Origin of the sequence: Paraburkholderia sp. EG286A (assembly GCF_040965375.1) — a bacterium.
Classification (GTDB): domain Bacteria; phylum Pseudomonadota; class Gammaproteobacteria; order Burkholderiales; family Burkholderiaceae; genus Paraburkholderia.
The window spans coordinates 859,049-874,403 of the sequence record NZ_JBFRCB010000004.1 but is presented as its reverse complement, the minus strand read 5'-3'; the positions used below and the strand labels follow the sequence as shown (position 1 = coordinate 874,403).

General features: G+C 63.4%; 16 protein-coding genes, 1 pseudogene and 1 riboswitch. Of the genes and pseudogenes, 6 read left to right on the top strand and 11 right to left on the bottom strand.

Annotated features, from left to right (window positions below; genetic code table 11):
- Nucleotides 1-9: 9 nt before the first annotated feature.
- From AB4Y35_RS22885 to AB4Y35_RS22875, 3 genes are read right to left on the bottom strand one after another with little or no spacing between them, the layout of a single operon-like run.
- Complete coding sequence (locus AB4Y35_RS22885; protein WP_368706044.1) at nucleotides 10-798, bottom strand: ABC transporter ATP-binding protein; 789 nt, start codon at nucleotides 796-798, stop codon at nucleotides 10-12.
- A complete protein-coding gene (locus AB4Y35_RS22880; RefSeq protein WP_368706043.1) occupies nucleotides 795-1,610 on the bottom strand; it encodes an ABC transporter permease in 816 nt (271 codons plus the stop codon). Before AB4Y35_RS22880 ends, AB4Y35_RS22885 begins: the two co-directional genes overlap by 4 nt.
- 33 nt (nucleotides 1,611-1,643) lie before the next feature.
- The gene (locus AB4Y35_RS22875) at nucleotides 1,644-2,714 is read right to left on the bottom strand and encodes a putative urea ABC transporter substrate-binding protein (protein ID WP_368706042.1); all 1,071 of its coding nucleotides are present in this window, start codon (nucleotides 2,712-2,714) and stop codon (nucleotides 1,644-1,646) included.
- Nucleotides 2,715-2,772: 58 nt separating this feature from the next.
- A riboswitch (guanidine-I (ykkC/yxkD leader) is annotated at nucleotides 2,773-2,872 on the bottom strand.
- Between the two features lie 300 nt (nucleotides 2,873-3,172).
- Here AB4Y35_RS22875 and AB4Y35_RS22870 point away from each other — a divergent pair.
- From AB4Y35_RS22870 to AB4Y35_RS22855, 4 genes and pseudogenes are all read left to right on the top strand, one after another.
- On the top strand, nucleotides 3,173-4,579 hold the full coding sequence (locus AB4Y35_RS22870; RefSeq protein WP_368706142.1) for an MBL fold metallo-hydrolase RNA specificity domain-containing protein: 1,407 nt from the start codon (nucleotides 3,173-3,175) through the stop codon (nucleotides 4,577-4,579).
- A gap of 214 nt (nucleotides 4,580-4,793) precedes the next feature.
- Nucleotides 4,794-6,023: pseudogene (locus AB4Y35_RS22865) on the top strand (PAS domain S-box protein); the annotation flags it as partial.
- A complete protein-coding gene (locus AB4Y35_RS22860) occupies nucleotides 6,020-6,667 on the top strand; it encodes a response regulator (protein ID WP_368706041.1) in 648 nt (215 codons plus the stop codon). The pseudogene AB4Y35_RS22865 and the gene AB4Y35_RS22860, both read left to right, overlap by 4 nt.
- A 276-nt stretch (nucleotides 6,668-6,943) precedes the next feature.
- Nucleotides 6,944-7,651: a helix-turn-helix domain-containing protein gene (locus AB4Y35_RS22855; RefSeq protein WP_368706141.1), complete on the top strand. Its 708-nt coding sequence runs from the start codon at nucleotides 6,944-6,946 to the stop codon at nucleotides 7,649-7,651.
- Nucleotides 7,652-7,723: 72 nt separating this feature from the next.
- On the opposite strand, the gene AB4Y35_RS22850 is transcribed toward AB4Y35_RS22855, so the two are convergent.
- The 3 genes from AB4Y35_RS22850 to AB4Y35_RS22840 form a co-directional block, all read right to left on the bottom strand.
- On the bottom strand, nucleotides 7,724-8,050 hold the full coding sequence (locus tag AB4Y35_RS22850) for a hypothetical protein (RefSeq protein WP_368706040.1): 327 nt from the start codon (nucleotides 8,048-8,050) through the stop codon (nucleotides 7,724-7,726).
- A gap of 69 nt (nucleotides 8,051-8,119) precedes the next feature.
- Complete coding sequence (locus AB4Y35_RS22845) at nucleotides 8,120-8,359, bottom strand: hypothetical protein (protein ID WP_324160659.1); 240 nt, start codon at nucleotides 8,357-8,359, stop codon at nucleotides 8,120-8,122.
- A gap of 96 nt (nucleotides 8,360-8,455) precedes the next feature.
- The gene (locus tag AB4Y35_RS22840) at nucleotides 8,456-8,890 is read right to left on the bottom strand and encodes an Hsp20/alpha crystallin family protein (protein ID WP_368706039.1); all 435 of its coding nucleotides are present in this window, start codon (nucleotides 8,888-8,890) and stop codon (nucleotides 8,456-8,458) included.
- Nucleotides 8,891-9,134: 244 nt separating this feature from the next.
- Between AB4Y35_RS22840 and AB4Y35_RS22835 the strand changes: the two genes are divergently transcribed.
- Nucleotides 9,135-9,956 carry a universal stress protein gene (locus AB4Y35_RS22835; RefSeq protein WP_368706038.1) on the top strand — a complete coding sequence of 274 codons (822 nt, stop codon included), beginning with the start codon at nucleotides 9,135-9,137 and terminating at the stop codon, nucleotides 9,954-9,956.
- An 81-nt stretch (nucleotides 9,957-10,037) separates the two neighbouring features.
- Here AB4Y35_RS22835 and AB4Y35_RS22830 read toward each other — a convergent pair whose 3' ends face one another.
- On the bottom strand, nucleotides 10,038-10,727 hold the full coding sequence (locus AB4Y35_RS22830) for a CBS domain-containing protein (protein ID WP_368706037.1): 690 nt from the start codon (nucleotides 10,725-10,727) through the stop codon (nucleotides 10,038-10,040).
- A gap of 178 nt (nucleotides 10,728-10,905) precedes the next feature.
- Nucleotides 10,906-11,790: a dienelactone hydrolase family protein gene (locus AB4Y35_RS22825; protein WP_368706036.1), complete on the bottom strand. Its 885-nt coding sequence runs from the start codon at nucleotides 11,788-11,790 to the stop codon at nucleotides 10,906-10,908.
- Between AB4Y35_RS22825 and AB4Y35_RS22820 the strand changes: the two genes are divergently transcribed.
- Nucleotides 11,780-11,920, top strand: coding sequence for a hypothetical protein (locus tag AB4Y35_RS22820; protein WP_368706035.1), 141 nt, complete (start codon nucleotides 11,780-11,782; stop codon nucleotides 11,918-11,920). The two genes, AB4Y35_RS22825 and AB4Y35_RS22820, sit on opposite strands and share 11 nt — an antisense overlap.
- 44 nt (nucleotides 11,921-11,964) lie before the next feature.
- Here the strand turns inward: AB4Y35_RS22820 and AB4Y35_RS22815 are convergent, their stop codons facing one another.
- From AB4Y35_RS22815 to AB4Y35_RS22805, 3 genes are read right to left on the bottom strand one after another with little or no spacing between them, the layout of a single operon-like run.
- The gene (locus tag AB4Y35_RS22815; RefSeq protein WP_368706034.1) at nucleotides 11,965-12,792 is read right to left on the bottom strand and encodes an enoyl-CoA hydratase-related protein; all 828 of its coding nucleotides are present in this window, start codon (nucleotides 12,790-12,792) and stop codon (nucleotides 11,965-11,967) included.
- Nucleotides 12,789-13,235 carry a nuclear transport factor 2 family protein gene (locus tag AB4Y35_RS22810; protein ID WP_368706033.1) on the bottom strand — a complete coding sequence of 149 codons (447 nt, stop codon included), beginning with the start codon at nucleotides 13,233-13,235 and terminating at the stop codon, nucleotides 12,789-12,791. Before AB4Y35_RS22810 ends, AB4Y35_RS22815 begins: the two co-directional genes overlap by 4 nt.
- A gap of 39 nt (nucleotides 13,236-13,274) precedes the next feature.
- Nucleotides 13,275-15,299 carry an FAD-dependent oxidoreductase gene (locus AB4Y35_RS22805; RefSeq protein ID WP_368706140.1) on the bottom strand — a complete coding sequence of 675 codons (2,025 nt, stop codon included), beginning with the start codon at nucleotides 15,297-15,299 and terminating at the stop codon, nucleotides 13,275-13,277.
- Nucleotides 15,300-15,355: the final 56 nt, after the last annotated feature.

Sequence of the window (15,355 nt, the reverse complement as noted above, 5' to 3'; positions counted from 1 at the left end):
GAATTCCCTTCATGAAACCACTTCGATGCTGGACGCGCCTTGAACCGCCGCGCGCGCCAGATGCACCGCGGACACCGATTCGCGGCTGCGGTCGAGTGGAATGTTGTAGGTGATGCGGGCTCCATAGGCGCCCGGCGCGTGGGGGTCCACGCGTACCTTGTCGAAAACCAGCACACGGCTTCCCAACGTGAAGCCTTCCTTCAGGTCATGCGTCACCATGAAAATGGTCAGCTTCGCTTCGCGCCACAGGTCCGAGAGCAGCGCGTGCATGTCCTTGCGGATACCGGGATCGAGTGCGCCGAACGGCTCGTCGAGCAGCAGGACGCGCGGCTTCATCATCAAGGCCTGCGCAATGGCGAGGCGTTGTTGCATGCCACCGGAGAGTTGCTGCGGGTATTTGTTCAAGGCCGCACCGAGTCCCACCCGCTCGAGCATGGCGGCGGCCTCGTCTCGCGCGGCGCGCCGCTGCGCCCCGAAGAGTCTGCCCGTGAGCTTCGCTTTCGGAAGCTCCAGTCCCAGCATCACGTTGCGCAATACGCTCAGGTGCTCGAACACCGAGTAGCGTTGAAACACCACGCCACGATGGGCATCCGGTTCGCCGGGCAGCGGTTGACCGTCGAGCAGGATCTCGCCGCGCGTCACTTGCTCCTGACCCAGCAGCAGGCGCAGAAATGTCGATTTTCCGCAGCCGGAAGCGCCGACCATGGAACAGAACTCGCCCTCCCGGATCGTCAGATTCAATCGCTCCAGAACCACCTGGCTGCCGTACTCTTTCCATACATTGCGGACTTCGATCATCGCCCACCTCCGCCGTACCAGGGGAACGACCACTGCGTGATGCGGCGAAGCAGTTCATCGGTGAGCCACGCGAGCAGCGTGATCCAGGCGACGTACGGCAGAATCAGATCCATGGAGAGGTAGCGGCGCACGAGGAAGATGCGGTAGCCCAGACCATCCGTCGAGGCGATCGCTTCAGCGGCGATGAGAAACAGCCATGCAGCACCGAGCGAGAGCCGCATCGCCACCAGCAGACGCGGCAGGAGTTGGGGCAACACCAGACGCAGAATCACCGTCCAGCTCGTAGCCCCCAGGGTCTGCGCCTTGACCCACAGCTCGGCGGGAATCTCGCGGGCGCGGGCATGCAGGTCCCGAATGATCATGGGAGTAATGCCGAAAACGATGAGCACGACCTTGGATAGCTCATCGAGCCCGAAGACGATGAACAGAATCGGCAGCACCGCCAGCGGCGGCACCATCGAGACGACGGTGATGAATGGCGAGAGCGTTGCGCTGACGAGCGGAAACGAGCCGGTCGCGATGGCGGCCACCAGTGCGATCACGGCGCTCACGACGAGGCCGATACCCAGCCGTCGCAAGCTCGACAGGGTGTCGTCCCACAACAGATATTCACCCGTGCGCTTGTCTTCGGTGAATGCGACCGACTTCACGGCATCGCTCATTTGCGCCGCGCTGGGGAGCAGCTTGTCATCGGGATTGAGCTTGAGCCGCGCCGCAGATCCCGTGAAATACACGGCAAACAGCACGACGAACGGCAGCAGGAGCAGCATCATGCTGCCGATCCGGCTCGGATGTCGATTGATGAGTCGCATGGTGACCGCCTGGTTGTGGCTTCGAAATCAGTCTCAGAGCTTGCCCGCGGCCGCCATCTCGACATAGCTCGGGTCGAAACGCAGCTTGACGTTGTTCTTGTCGCCGACGATCACGTTCTTGTCGAATGCCATGCCCACGGAATCCGCACTTTTGGCATCCTGGCCGAGCAGACCGTGGTCGAAGGAGAACTTCGCGACGCGCGTCATGATCTTCGGCATGTCCGGGCTCGTGACGAAAGCGACGGCCGCCTGAGGCGTGTAGAAGAGCGCGGTGGTCGACAGCTGCCCCTTGAAGTTCGCCAGGTCGGTACCAGAGGCCTTCGCCATCGACGTCAGCGCGCTGGTGCTCGCCGCCGAATTGCTGTGCATCAGCGCGACCATCTCGAACCATGCGCCCGTCAGTGCCTTGCCGAGTGCCGGGTTCTCCTGCAGCGTCTTCGTGTTGACGACCATCATGTCCATGATTTCGCCGGGAATCTTGCTCGAATCGAAGACTTCGGTGACGTTCGGCTGCGCTTTCAGATCGGCGAGCATCGGGTTCCATGTCACCGCGTTGTGAACAGTCGGGGTCGCGAATGCGCCGGAGATATCGGCGTCGGAGGTGTTCACGACCTTGAGATCGCGCTCGCTCATATGGGCGCTTTCCAAAGCGCGTGCGAGCAGGTAGTGGGAGACCGAGAACTGCACGAGGTTGACCTGCTGGCCCTTCAGGTCGGCGATCTGCTTGCCTTTGCCCTTCATGAGCACGCCGTCGTTGCCGTTCGAGTAGTCGCTCACGATCAGGGCCGTCGAATCGACGCCACCCGAGGCCGGGATGGTGAGCGCATCCATGTTGGTCATCGCGCAGCCGTCGAACTTGCCGGCCGTGTACTGATTGATCGATTCAACGTAGTCGTTCAGCTGGACGACATCGATCTTGATGCCGTACTTCGTGGCCCACTTCGAGATGATGCCCTGGGTTTTTGCCTGCCCCCACGGCATCCAGCCGGCGTAGATGGTCCAGCAAACCTTGAAGTCGCTGCGGCCCGCGGCGAACGCGGCACTTGAAGCGAAGGTGGCGAGGGAGACGGCGGCGATGCCAAGACAGCGAACGAGCTTGCGCATGAGGTTGACCTCGAAGGGGACGGTTAGCAACGGCAGGGAGCAGCGCGAACATCGCGTTCTCTCCCGGGCTTTTATCCCGCCGTGTAACCTCGCCTGAGGTCGCCAGCTCTCGGACCAGCGCCTGCGAGAAGCAGGCCGGAACCCTAGCTGTCCATTTCCAGATTGTCTGAACCGGATGCTGCACCGGCTCCTTGCCCACTCCTTAAAGCGAGAAGTGTGCCAATGAACCAAGGCACGACTTCGTGGCGTGGAAGGCGTTTCTCCGCCCTGCGCCGGTAACAAGATGCACTAATAAGAGTCGCGGCGCACCCGTTTCGGGCACTGCGATGGGCTGGCGCCTCCACTGCAATGAATCGCAGGCGATGCCGTAACCTCTGATCCAGGTCAAACGAACTGCGGCCGAGTGCGGTCCAATCAGCATCAGGCGCGCATGGCGTGCACGAGGCGAGGAGACCATGATGAAGTTGACGTTTCTGGGCGCAGCGCAAACCGTCACGGGATCGCGATACCTGCTGGAGGCGGCGGGCAAGCGGGTGCTGATCGACTGTGGACTGTTCCAGGGCACCAAAAACCTCCGCTTGCGCAACTGGGATCCGTTGCCCTTCCCCGCCGACTCGCTCGACGCCGTGATCCTCACGCACGCCCACCTCGATCACTGCGGCTACTTGCCGGTCCTCGCGCGCAACGGTTATCGCGGACCCGTCTTCTGCACGCCTGGCACCGCGGGCCTGTGCGAAGTCATGCTGCGCGACAGCGCAAGGCTCCAGGAGGAAGACGCCGCGTTCGCGAATCGCCACGGTTATTCGAAGCACCACCCGGCCTTGCCGCTCTATACGCTGCAAGACGCCGAACAGGCATTGCGGCTCATTGGGCCGCGCGAAGTCGACACGTCCGTCGCGCTGGCGCCGCAGTTGAGCTTCCGGCTGCTTCCCGCCGGTCATATCCTCGGCGCGGCGAGCGTCGTGCTCTGTTGCGGGCACACGATCGTCGCGTTCTCCGGAGACCTCGGTCGTCCCGACGACCCGATCGTGCGCGCACCCTCACCGCCGGCACACGCCGATTACCTGGTGGTCGAATCGACCTACGGCGACCGGCTCCACGATGCCGGCAATCCCGAGGACGAACTCGCCGACGTCTTCGCACGCACCTTCGCGCGCGGCGGCGTCGTGGTGATGCCGTGCTTCGCAGTGGGGCGCGCGCAGGAAGTCCTTTATTACATCGCGAGGCTCAAGGAGACGGGACGCATGCCCAACGTTCCCGTCTATCTCGACAGCCCGATGGCGATCAGCGTGACCGACCTGTATCGCCACCACATGCGCGAGCATCGATTGACGGTCTCGCAACTGCATGCCATCGATCACGCGGCATTCATGACGCGAACTGTCGACGAATCGAAGGCCATCGCTTCGCGCCACGGTCCGATGATCATCATCGCAGGCAGCGGCATGGCGACTGGCGGGCGCGTGCTGCACCACCTGAACCTCTATGCGCCCGACCCGCGCAACACGATCGCACTGGTCGGCTACCAGGCGCCCGGCACGCGCGGCGCAGCGCTCGAAGCCCACGCGCCCACCATCAAGTTGCATGGCGACTACGTGCGCGTGCGCGCCGAAGTTGCCTCGATCTCCTCGCTCTCGGCACACGCCGATTACCGGGAAACGCTGCGCTGGCTCGCCGGCATGACGTGCCCGCCCCTGCGCACGTTCGTCACCCATGGCGAGCCCGCCGCTGCCGATGCGTTGCGCCGGCGTATCGCCGAAACGCTGCACTGGGAGTGCTGCGTGCCCGAATTCGGCGAGTCGGTCGAACTGGCGGAGGACACCGTGCGCGTGTGCGCGCCGCGCGAACCGGAAACGCCGGCCTGAGCGGTCGTGACGCATCTGTTTCGGCGACACCCGGCGTGCCCGATTATTTCGTTACGCCTTCCTGTGTCACTCATACAATGGCGGCAGGCCCCCGTGCGACGGCAGACACCGGGTCTCCCTGCATCGAAGTCGATACTTCATACGCAAATGGCTCATGCACCGGTTCCGCGCAAGCGATTCGCCCCGGACAGTCCCCATGGGCACGGGCGCTAACCCTCTGGCAAGCGTCGCCCGAGGCGCGGCGACCCTCCTTGTCGCGGGCACCGCGGCTGCCGCCGCATGCGCGCTCCTGGTTCCTCGCCTCATCCGCCCGAACGCAACGCCTTCGAAAGCAGGCAGTGCGCCGGCGCTCGACGATGCGCGCATGATGGCAATCATCCGTTCGTCGATGGAGGCGATCATTACCGTCGACGAAGCACAGCGGGTCGTCATCTTCAATCCCGCTGCCGAGTTCGCATTCGGCCTGGCGTCTGCCGAGGCGATCGGCTCCCCTTTGTCTCGCTTCATTCCCGAGCGATTCCGCGAGGCGCACGCGCAGCACGTGAACCGGTTCGGCGCGACCGGCGTGACCGAACGGCAGATGGGCCAGCAGCAGCGCGTCCTCTACGGACTGCGTGCCAACGGCGAGGAATTTCCGATCGAGGCGTCCATCTCCCAGGTCCGCGATCCGTCCGGCAAACTCTATACGGTCATGCTCCGCGACATCACGGAGCGCCTGCGCGCCGAAAATGCGCTCAAGCGATCGCGCGAGGAACTGCGCGAACTGTCGGCCAATTTGCAGAACGTCCGTGAGGCCGAAAAGACGCGTATTGCGCGGGAGCTCCACGACGACCTTGGCCAGCAACTCACTGCGCTCAAGCTCGATCTTGCCGCACTCGCGCATGGACTCGGCGATGACGCCACGCCGGAGACCGCCTCACGCCTGACCGGCATGAGCAAGCTGATCGACTCGACCGTCGCGGCCGTGCGACGCATCGCAGCCGACCTGCGGCCCGTCATGCTCGACGACCTCGGCCTCGTGCCGGCCATCGAATGGCTCGCGAACGATTTCACGAGCCGCTACGGTATCGCAGTCGAGCGGCACGTCGAAACCGGCGGCACGGAATTTTCAGGTGCGGCTGCCTCGACGCTGTTTCGTATCGTTCAGGAAGCCCTGACCAACGTCGCCCGACACGCCGAAGCCACTCGCGTCGTGCTCACCCTGACGGTAGACGGACGACGCTGCGTCCTGCGCATCGCAGACGACGGCCTCGGCGCGCGCAGCGATGCTGCTGACACACAACGCCGCGGCCCGCGGGACAAAACGTTTGGTCTACTTGGTATCCGCGAACGCGCGCATATGTTCAACGGCACCGTTTCGATCGACACGGCGCCTCGCGAGGGCTTCGCCATGACCGTCACGTTTGCGGTCGATGCCCTCCAGTCCGAAGAGGCCGGCTCATGATCAAGGTGATCCTCGCCGACGATCACACGCTCGTGCGGGAGGGCTTGCGGCGCATTCTCGAAAGCGCGCGCGAGTTCGAGGTCGTAGGCGAAGGCCGCGATGGTCCGTCGACACTCTCATTGGTGCGCGAACGCGACGCCCAGGTACTGGTACTGGATCTCTCGATGCCGGGGCGAAGCGGTGTGGATCTGATCAAGCAGATCAAGGAGGAGAAGCCCGCGCTGCGCATCCTCGTGCTGACCATGCATGGGGAGCAGCAATATGCCGTGCGCGCCTTCAAGGCCGGCGCTTCGGGCTATCTCACCAAGGAGAGCGCCAGCGCGGAACTGGTGAATGCCGTGACGAAGATTGCCGCCGGCGGCGTTTTCGTCAGCATGGCGATGGCCGAGCGCTTCGCCCAAAGTCTGCACGAACCCGCCGAAACCCTGCCGCACCAGCGGCTCTCGGATCGCGAGTTCGAAGTCTTCCGGCGAATTGCGGCCGGGCAGACCATCACGGAGATCGCCCAGACGCTTTGCGTGAGCGCCAAAACCGTGAGCACCTATAAAGTGCGCATTCTTGAAAAGATGCAGATGCCGCATGAGGCCGCGCTGGTCCGTTATGCCGTGCGTCACAAGCTTCTCGATGACCCGGACGAACCCTGAGCGCGTAGTTGCCGCGACCGTTCGTCACATGATTGTAGGAATCGCCCTACAACCCTTCCGTTCCGCGTACGCGAATTTCAACCACCGCCGATATTTTTTCGAGATCGCACCGCCAATACTGGCTACATGAACGCCAGTGCGAATCGCCGGCGCCTGTGAAACAGCGCGCCCGCTCCGCGCGCTGAACCGGAGACGATCATGTACGCTGCACCCACCTGCGACACTTCCCGGACCGTACCGCCCACGCCGCTGCCCGTGTGGCCTTTGCAGCGGAGCATGCGCGAGGCGGAACCCCGCAGTCCGGCCACGCGCTGCTCGACCTGTTCGCTGCGCGCAGTCTGCATGCCGCACGATCTCACCTCCAGCGAACTGCGGCAGCTCGACAGCATCGTCCACACCACGCGCCATGTCCGGCGCGGCGAAGCCCTGTTCCGTGCGTTCAGTCCGTTCCAGAGCCTCTACGCCGTGCGTACCGGCTCATTCAAGACGATCGTGATGCATCGTGAAGGCGCCGAACAGGTCACCGGCTTCCAGATACCGGGTGAATCGCTCGGACTCGACGGCGTGTGTTCCGGCACGCATACCTGCGAGGCCATCGCGCTCGAGGACAGCACGGTCTGCATCATTCCGTTCGGACAACTCGAAATGCTTTGCCGCGAGAGCCCGCGTATGCAGCGCCATCTGTACGCCCTGATGAGCGGGGAAATCGTGCGCGAATCGAGTCTGATGATGTTGCTCGGCACGATGACCGCCGAGCAACGCCTCGCCACGTTCCTGCTCGACCTGGCGGCGCGCTTTCGGGCTCGCGGCTACTCCGGCGTGCAGTTTCATCTGAAGATGAGCCGCGAAGAGATCGGCTGCTTTCTCGGCATCAAGCTCGAAACGGTGAGCCGGATGTTTTCGCGCTTTCAAAGGGAAGGTCTGGTCGAACCGAACGGCAAACAAATCCGCATCATCGACCCCGAGGGACTTGCGCGCATCTGACGTGAGACGTACGCGAACACCGCATTCGCGGAGGCAACCAATGCCACGCGCCCGCCTCGCCGAACGCATGGACTAGTTACCCGAACGCACACGACGCTGCCCGGCCGCATGGGCGATTGGGGCCGACCTCAGTTCGCGCTCCGCGGCATCGAACGCCGCACGCATGGCGGCTATCGGATCTTCGTTCTCGCAATGAGCGATCGGCTTGAACTCGCACGAGACCGACAGGAGTTCGAGCCGGACGTCGTATGCGGGCGCGCTGCCACTGGCGCCCAACTGCTCGACCGCGAGATGGCAGCCCGACAGCATGCCGCTGAACCGGTCGAGGCGCAGCAACTGCACGCCGGCTTCTGCATCGAGCGCAGACGAACCCGCAAAACCCAGATAAACGATTTGCATCCCGAGTCCCATCGTCAGGCCTCCGTGTCGCCTTTGCCGGATCCGCTCGCGGGTCGCTTGCCAGCGGGACTAGACATCGAATGCGTGACGGCACTTGAGATCTACCCACACCACGCCCTCACGCAAGCCCTCCAGCACCGCCGCAACCTCGCTCTCGAAGATGCGATGATGGGGAAACGCGTGGTTGAAATGCCGATCTGGCGAACCGTGCGCAACGTTGATCAGGCAACAGAAGCCGCCCTGCTCAGCGGGTGAAGTTTCTGCCTCGACGCGCCACACGCCCGAGTCGACAGTGCCTTTCAATGTCATGATTTCACTCTCCGTTTTGCGGGTGAAACGGGCGCCCCGCGAATCCAGGGCGCAGCGTCACTGGCTCCACGCCCCTCCTGCTTCGCCTTCACGCACTTATTCGATCTGCAGCCGCTTTTGCTCCGCGGCCGCCTTTTTCGGCAGCGTGAGCGAAAGCACGCCGTCCTGGTACTGCGCGCTGGCCGCACTCTCGTCGATATCGCTCGCCAGCGAGAACGTGCGCCCGAACGCGCCGCTGTAGCGCTCGCGGCGAATCACGCGCTCCCCGTCCTTCTGCTCGGTACTACGCTCGATCTTTGCGTGAATGGACACGACGTTGCCGTCGATCTTCACATCGATGTCCTTCTTTTCCACGCCCGGCATCTCCGCCTTGACCATGTAGGCACTGCCGCTCTCGGTCACGTCGATCTTCATCGCCGGGACTCCGCCTTCGTCGGCCGCGAGCATGCCTCGCAGCGGCCGGAACATCCCCTGGAACAAGTCGGACACCGGCTCCATCGCAAACGGGTCATAACGCGTCAGATTGCTCATTGCCTTGCCTCCTTTCAGCCGTTGGTGTGCGCCACGCCATGCGGCACGTACCGTTTTCAATCTAGCCAGGCAGGGCGTTTTCCGATTGATCTGCCTCAATGACTCCTTTTTCCGGAATCCATGCGCGCCGTCCACGCATACAAAAAATAGCTGATTCAGATCAAACTTCTGGCGCCCCTCGTCTTTAGACTGGCATCACGTTGTGAGCGTCGAAACGCAGGTCAACCCTTCGCTGGAGATCGCAATGAGCTACAAGACCATCATGGTTCACATGGACACGAGCGCCTGCGCCAATGCGCGGCTCGCGCTCGCACTGAGGCTGGCCCGCAAGTTCGGCGCACATCTGGAAGGACTGTTCGCGCGGTTCGAACCCAACCCGCGCGAGTTCCACGTGATGGGTGGCACAGCCGAGTATTACGAGACGCATCGCACGCTACGCATGGAGCAGCGCGGCGCGATTGAACGGCTCTTCCGCGCAGAAGTGTCTCGTGCGCAGATCGACGGCGCCTGGGTTGTGCCGGATGGCGATCCAGTGTCTGCAATCATGCAACGCAGCCGCACCGCGGATCTCGCGATTCTCGGACAAGCCAATCCGGACGATCCGGAGTCCTGGCTTGCGGACGGATTCCCGGAGAGTGTTCTGCTGGGAGCGGGAGGCCCGGTGCTGCTGGTGCCCTATACCGGCCGATTCGAGTCGTTCGGCGATCGCGTGCTGATTGGCTGGAACGCGAGCCGCGAAGCCGCCCGCGCGGTTCACGACGCGCTGCCGTTCATCCTGCGGGCGGCGCACGTGAGGATCCTGACGCCCGAGCAGTCGCACGCATCGTGCGAAGAGCTCGCCGCCATGCTTGCGCGCCACGGCGCCAAGTCAGTAGACATCGCCATGCTTGACCATCACGCGGCTGAGTCCACGGGCGATACGCTGCTGAACCATGCGGCCGACGGCGCGTACGACCTGCTCGTCATGGGAGCGTATGGCCATGCGCGATTCCAGGAGCTGGTTCTGGGCGGCGCCACGCGATCCATACTCTCCACGATGACGCTGCCGGTACTGATGTCTCATTGACCGGCTGCCCGCAGCGCGACGACCCAGCGAGGCCCCGCAAGATCCCCGGCGCAAGAGAAAGGCACCGGGGACAAGACGCCCTTACATCGGCGTGAACACGACCGGATACCCGAGGTGGTCTTCGACTCCCTTGACGCCGGTGACACGCTCCGCGGAGACGAGTATCGCCTTGCGCTCCTCTTCCGAGCTCACCGTGCCCCAGAGATGGACCACCCCCTCCGTGACGACGACGTTCTCTGCAGCCATCGCCCAGCGGCGCCCGTCCAGTGCACGCAGCACGTCGCGCTGGATCGCCTCATCCGAAGCGACTGCCGCCGGATCGGGCTGCGTCGCGCTCGCCAACGCGCGTATCAGGTTGGCACGGCTCACGATGCCCACGAGCCTGCCCTGCTCCAGCACGGGCACGCGCTTGATGTGGTGGCGCTCCAGCAGGTCGGCGATCTCGCCCAGTTCCGCTTCCGGCGAGACGTAGATGACATTGCTCGTCATGATGTCGCCGACCTTCACGGCATTCTCCTTCAGGTACTCGCTTGCGAGCCTGCGAGTCGAGTGGAGCCATTCACCCAGCCAGCTGCGCTGCGGCTTGCCTGTCCCTGTTTCCACGCGATGCAGCAGATCGCCCTCGCTGAGAATGCCGACGACGGCGCCGGTGTCGTCGACGACCGGGACGCCGCTCACGTGATGCTCGGTGAGCAATGTCGCGGCCTCGAAGACCGACGCGTCAGGGCGCAGGCTGACGACGTCCGTGGTCATGATGTCCGAAGCTTGCATGAGTTCCTCCGTTAGCGGCTAAGACCGCACTGGAACCCAATTTAGAGATCGGTTGCGCACGCGCATTGATTTAAATCAATGAATCTGACGCCGGCCGATATGACCTTTCGTCGCCCGGTATGACGTGCTGCTTTTGCGACTGGCGTGGCTCCCGGCCTTCAACGCGGCCACAGCGAACCTATGGCTTCAGCACGGCCTTGACGATGCCGCCGACGGCTTCTTTGGCGCTGGCCGCCGCGTTCTCGTCGTATCCGATGGTTGTCCCGCGCTCGATGCACGAATCGCCATAACTAAACGGTTGCTTCGTTGTGGCGTCGACGAGCAGTCCGTTTTCGACCTCGACCGTCCGGCAGTTTCGTGTGGTCTGCGCCTGCGCTAGCTGCTGAGGCTGCCTGAGCGCTCGCGCGTCGAAGAAGTGACTGGCGCCGGCATACTCGGTCAGCTGGACGTCATGCAGTTTCGTTTTCAGACGCTCCACATAGGCACGGCATGGAGCGACAGGATTGTAGTTGTCCGCAGTCCCCTGGAAAATACGCACAGGTTTGCCAACGACATCCTCGTCTTCGAGATAGGTGGAAGTACAGTCGGGATAGAACGCGACGAACGCCGCGAACTGGGTGCCGGGTTGGGCGTGCATCTTCTGGAACCGGCTCAGGCTCGCGTAAAGCGCGTTTTGCCCGCCTCGCGAGAATCCCATGAGCATGATCCGGTTCGGGTCGATTCTCGGGTGCTTCGACAGCGTCGCAATCGCGCGATAGGCGTCCTCGGTCTGTGCCAGGCGGCCGAGTTGCGCTTGATCGTTGATCGTGTTGACGATACCTCGGCCGGAGAAACTGTCGATCACAAACGTCGCGACACCGAGCGAAAGAAAGTACTCCTCCCAGTCGGTGATGCTGCCGCCGATCCCGCCCGACGCATGCAGCAGAATGACGAGCGGAAGCCGGTCAGTACCGCTTCGCGGAAGCCGAAGTTCGCCAGCCACCGTAACAGGTTTGCCATCCTCGCGCCCGCTCAGGAATTCCTGGTCGGTGAGCGTCACGGACGAAATCGGGATGACCTCCATGCGCGTCACCTGCGCGCGTGAGGCGTTCGCGAGGCAGCTGCACATGCAGATCAATGCGATGCGGACGAGCAGATTTTTGCTTGTTCTCGACATGACGCGCCTCTTCTTCGGTACTGGTTCGCGTGACTGACTTACGAAGTCCAGTATAGGCAGACGTAGTGCGAGAGCGGGAGATCAGTCAGGCAACGGCGGCAACGCTTCGAAGCGTGGGTCACGCCTGGCCTGCCAGCCTGCGATGGCTGCGGACAGGTCCGCGGTATCGAATATGGCGCTCTGAAGCAGCGCCATGTGTTGCAGCGACTCCGCGGTTGCGTGGTCGCGGGCGAAGTTCAGCGCCGTCTTGCTCCCTGCCACGGCCAGCGGCGATTTCGATGCGATGCTGCGCGCCAACTCCATCGCATGGTGCTGGAGCGCATCGGCGTCGGGCAGCACGGCATTGACGAGCCCCACGGCGAGCGCCCGTTCGGCGCTCAAACGCTCGCTGGTGTACGCCATCTGGCGCGCGACGCCCGCAGGAATGAGTTTGGGCAGGCGTTGCAGCACGCCCAGATCGGCCACCATGCCGATCTGCGTTTCCTGCAGGCAGAAGAAGGCGTCCGCCGTGCAGACGCGAATGTCGCAAGCAGCGGCAAGGTCGAGGCCGCCTCCGATGCACCCGCCCTGCACGGCGCAGATGACAGGGAAACGTGCCTTGTCGAGCACGTCGAAGCAATCCATCAGACCTGCCAGGGCGCGCTGAAAACCGAGGCGCTTGCGCGGACTGCGGGTGTCGAAGTCGTTCGCGATGTTGGCGAACACCTCGAAATCCATGCCGGCCGAAAAGTGCTTGCCCGTCGAACTGATGACCAGCACGCGAACCTCGCCACTCGCATCGAGCGCCTGCACGATTTCGCGCAGGCCCGCATAAAACGCAAGGTCCATCACATTGAGCCGGTCGGGACGGTTCAATTGAAGATGCGCGATGCCGGCTTCGGTACTGAGGCGAAAGTATTTGTCGTTCATGGATTGCTCGCGGCCTTATATGCGGGGAGAACATGAGCCAGACGTGCGCCCATCTCGGCGCCCAATACCTGCAATGCATTGAACGGCCGGATCATCACTTCGAATTCGACGATGCGACCCGTCTCGTCGAAGCGGATCATGTCGATGCCTTTGAGCTGCTTGTCCTGCACGGTCGCGCTGAATTCGAGCACGACGCTCAGGCCGTCGGCGCTGCCGAACTGCCGATGATAGGTAAAGTCCCCGAAAATGGTGATCACCGTACGCAGCGCCATCAGCAAGGCGGGCGCGGGACCGTAGGGCTTGAACGCCATCGGCGAGCGAAAAACGGCCTCTGGATGCACGATGGACTCCAGCCGGCTGAGATCCTTGCTGGCCACGAGCTCATGCCAGATCGCGAGGGAGCGCGCGACAGCGGTAGGCAGGTTGAGCATGGCGTCGGTCATATGAGGTCCGTTTTCAGGTCGAGAGAAAACGCAGCGCGCTCATAACGCGGCTGCGAGCGTAGTGCCCTCGTGGATGGCCCGCTTGGCGTCGAGTTCGACCGCCTCGGCGGCACCGCCGATCACGTGCACCTTGCGGCCGGCGGCCAGCAACTGGTCGGCCAGTTCGCGCAGCGGCTCCTGTCCTGCGCAGACCACGACGTTGTCGACGGCGAGGGTTTGCGGCACACCGTCGATGCTCACGTGCAGCCCATCGTCGTCGACGCGCTGGTATTCCACCGAGGACGACATGCCGACACCGCGCGCCTTCAAGGCCGTTCGGTGAATCCACCCCGTCGTCTTGCCGAGGCTTTCGCCAACCTTCGAGCGCCTGCGTTGCAGCAGATGCACGCTGCGTGCCGCCGGACCCACCACCGCGCGACGCAATCCGCCGCGTTCGGCGTAGTTCGTATCGACGCCCCATTCGGCGAAGAATTTTTGCGGATCGAGGCTCGCGGACTCGCCTTCATGCACGAGGTACTCGGCCACGTCGAAGCCGATGCCGCCAGCCCCCACGATGGCGACGTCCGAGCCCACCGGCTTGCCGTCGCGCAGCACGTCCAGATAGCCGAGCACCTTGGCATGGTCGGCGCCTTCGATGCGCAGCTCGCGCGGCAGGACGCCGGTCGCCACGACCACCTCATCGAAGCCCTCCTGCATCAGCGCTTCGGCACTCGCGCGCGTGCCGAGGCGAAGCTCGACGCCCGTCAATTCGATCTGGCGGCGGAAGTAGCGCAGCGTTTCATTGAACTCTTCCTTGCCCGGTACCTTTTTGGCGATATTGAACTGCCCGCCGATCTCGGTGCTGGACTCGAAGAGCGTAACGGCATGCCCGCGGCTGGCCGCCGTCACCGCGCAGGCGAGACCGGCCGGCCCTGCGCCCACGATCGCCACGCGCTTTGGCTGCGCGGCAGGCCGGATGACGATTTCCGTCTCGTGACAGGCGCGCGGATTGACGAGGCAGGACGTGACCTTGCCGGCGAACGTATGGTCGAGACAAGCCTGATTGCAGCCGATGCAAGTATTGATCTCGTCAGCGCGACCCTCGCGAGCCTTGCGTACGAATTCGGCATCGGCGAGGAATGGACGCGCCATCGACACCATGTCGCACGCGCCGCCAGCGAGCAGCTGCTCGGCGAGCTCGGGCGTGTTGATGCGATTGGTGGCGACGAGCGGCACCGAGACCTTGCCCATCAGTTGCTGCGTGACCCAGGCCCAGGCGCCGCGCGGCACCTTGGTGGCGATGGTCGGGATACGCGCCTCGTGCCAGCCGATGCCCGTATTGATGATGGTGGCGCCCGCCTGCTCGATTGCCTGCGCGAGCTGGATGACTTCCTCGAGTGTCGAGCCGCCCTCGACCAGATCGAGCATCGAAAGCCGGTAGATGATGATGAAATCGCGGCCAACGCGCTCGCGCACGCGGCGCACGATCTCCACCGCGAAACGTATGCGGTTCTCGTAACTGCCGCCCCAGCGATCAGTGCGATGATTGGTACGCATCGCAATGAACTCGTTGATGAGGTAGCCCTCGGAGCCCATGATCTCCACGCCGTCGTAGCCGGCATGTTGCGCGAGGGCTGCGCAGCGGACGAAATCGTCGATGGTTTCTTCGACTTCGTCGTCACTCAGTTCGTGAGGTGTGAACGGATTGATGGGGGCTTGCAGCGCACTGGGCGCGACCAGCATCGGCTGATACGAGTAGCGGCCGAAATGCAGGATCTGCATCGCGATCTTGCCGCCTTCCGCGTGGACGGCGCGCGTAATCGTACGGTGCCGCCCGGCTTCCTCCTCCGTGGTCAACATCGCGCCGCCATGCATGGGGCGCGCCCGTTCGTTCGGCGCGATGCCGCCGGTCACGATCAACCCAACTTCGCCACGCGCGCGCTCCGCATAGAATGCGGCCATACGTTCGAAGCCATTCGGCACTTCCTCCAGACCGACGTGCATGGAGCCCATCAGCACGCGGTTCTTCAAGGTCGTGAAGCCCAGATCGAGTGGGCGCAGGAGGTGGGGATAGCGATTTGTCATGTTCATGCAACTGGTTGTATGACGGCGAAGTCGATAATGCAACCAGTTGCATAGAG

Bases quoted from the DNA above. Each gene is read 5' to 3' on its own strand.
- AB4Y35_RS22825 (WP_368706036.1), bottom strand. From the start codon at position 11,790: ATGGAGGTCATCCCGATTTCGTCCGTGACGCTCACCGACCAGGAATTC.
- AB4Y35_RS22820 (WP_368706035.1), top strand. From the start codon at position 11,780: ATGACCTCCATGCGCGTCACCTGCGCGCGTGAGGCGTTCGCGAGGCAG.
- AB4Y35_RS22850 (WP_368706040.1), bottom strand. From the start codon at position 8,050: ATGCAAATCGTTTATCTGGGTTTTGCGGGTTCGTCTGCGCTCGATGCA.
- AB4Y35_RS22840 (WP_368706039.1), bottom strand. From the start codon at position 8,890: ATGAGCAATCTGACGCGTTATGACCCGTTTGCGATGGAGCCGGTGTCC.
- AB4Y35_RS22835 (WP_368706038.1), top strand. From the start codon at position 9,135: ATGAGCTACAAGACCATCATGGTTCACATGGACACGAGCGCCTGCGCC.
- AB4Y35_RS22875 (WP_368706042.1), bottom strand. From the start codon at position 2,714: ATGCGCAAGCTCGTTCGCTGTCTTGGCATCGCCGCCGTCTCCCTCGCC.
- AB4Y35_RS22815 (WP_368706034.1), bottom strand. From the start codon at position 12,792: ATGAACGACAAATACTTTCGCCTCAGTACCGAAGCCGGCATCGCGCAT.
- AB4Y35_RS22870 (WP_368706142.1), top strand. From the start codon at position 3,173: ATGAAGTTGACGTTTCTGGGCGCAGCGCAAACCGTCACGGGATCGCGA.
- AB4Y35_RS22880 (WP_368706043.1), bottom strand. From the start codon at position 1,610: ATGCGACTCATCAATCGACATCCGAGCCGGATCGGCAGCATGATGCTG.
- AB4Y35_RS22805 (WP_368706140.1), bottom strand. From the start codon at position 15,299: ATGACAAATCGCTATCCCCACCTCCTGCGCCCACTCGATCTGGGCTTC.
- AB4Y35_RS22855 (WP_368706141.1), top strand. From the start codon at position 6,944: ATGCGCGAGGCGGAACCCCGCAGTCCGGCCACGCGCTGCTCGACCTGT.
- AB4Y35_RS22885 (WP_368706044.1), bottom strand. From the start codon at position 798: ATGATCGAAGTCCGCAATGTATGGAAAGAGTACGGCAGCCAGGTGGTT.
- AB4Y35_RS22845 (WP_324160659.1), bottom strand. From the start codon at position 8,359: ATGACATTGAAAGGCACTGTCGACTCGGGCGTGTGGCGCGTCGAGGCA.
- AB4Y35_RS22860 (WP_368706041.1), top strand. From the start codon at position 6,020: ATGATCAAGGTGATCCTCGCCGACGATCACACGCTCGTGCGGGAGGGC.
- AB4Y35_RS22830 (WP_368706037.1), bottom strand. From the start codon at position 10,727: ATGCAAGCTTCGGACATCATGACCACGGACGTCGTCAGCCTGCGCCCT.
- AB4Y35_RS22810 (WP_368706033.1), bottom strand. From the start codon at position 13,235: ATGACCGACGCCATGCTCAACCTGCCTACCGCTGTCGCGCGCTCCCTC.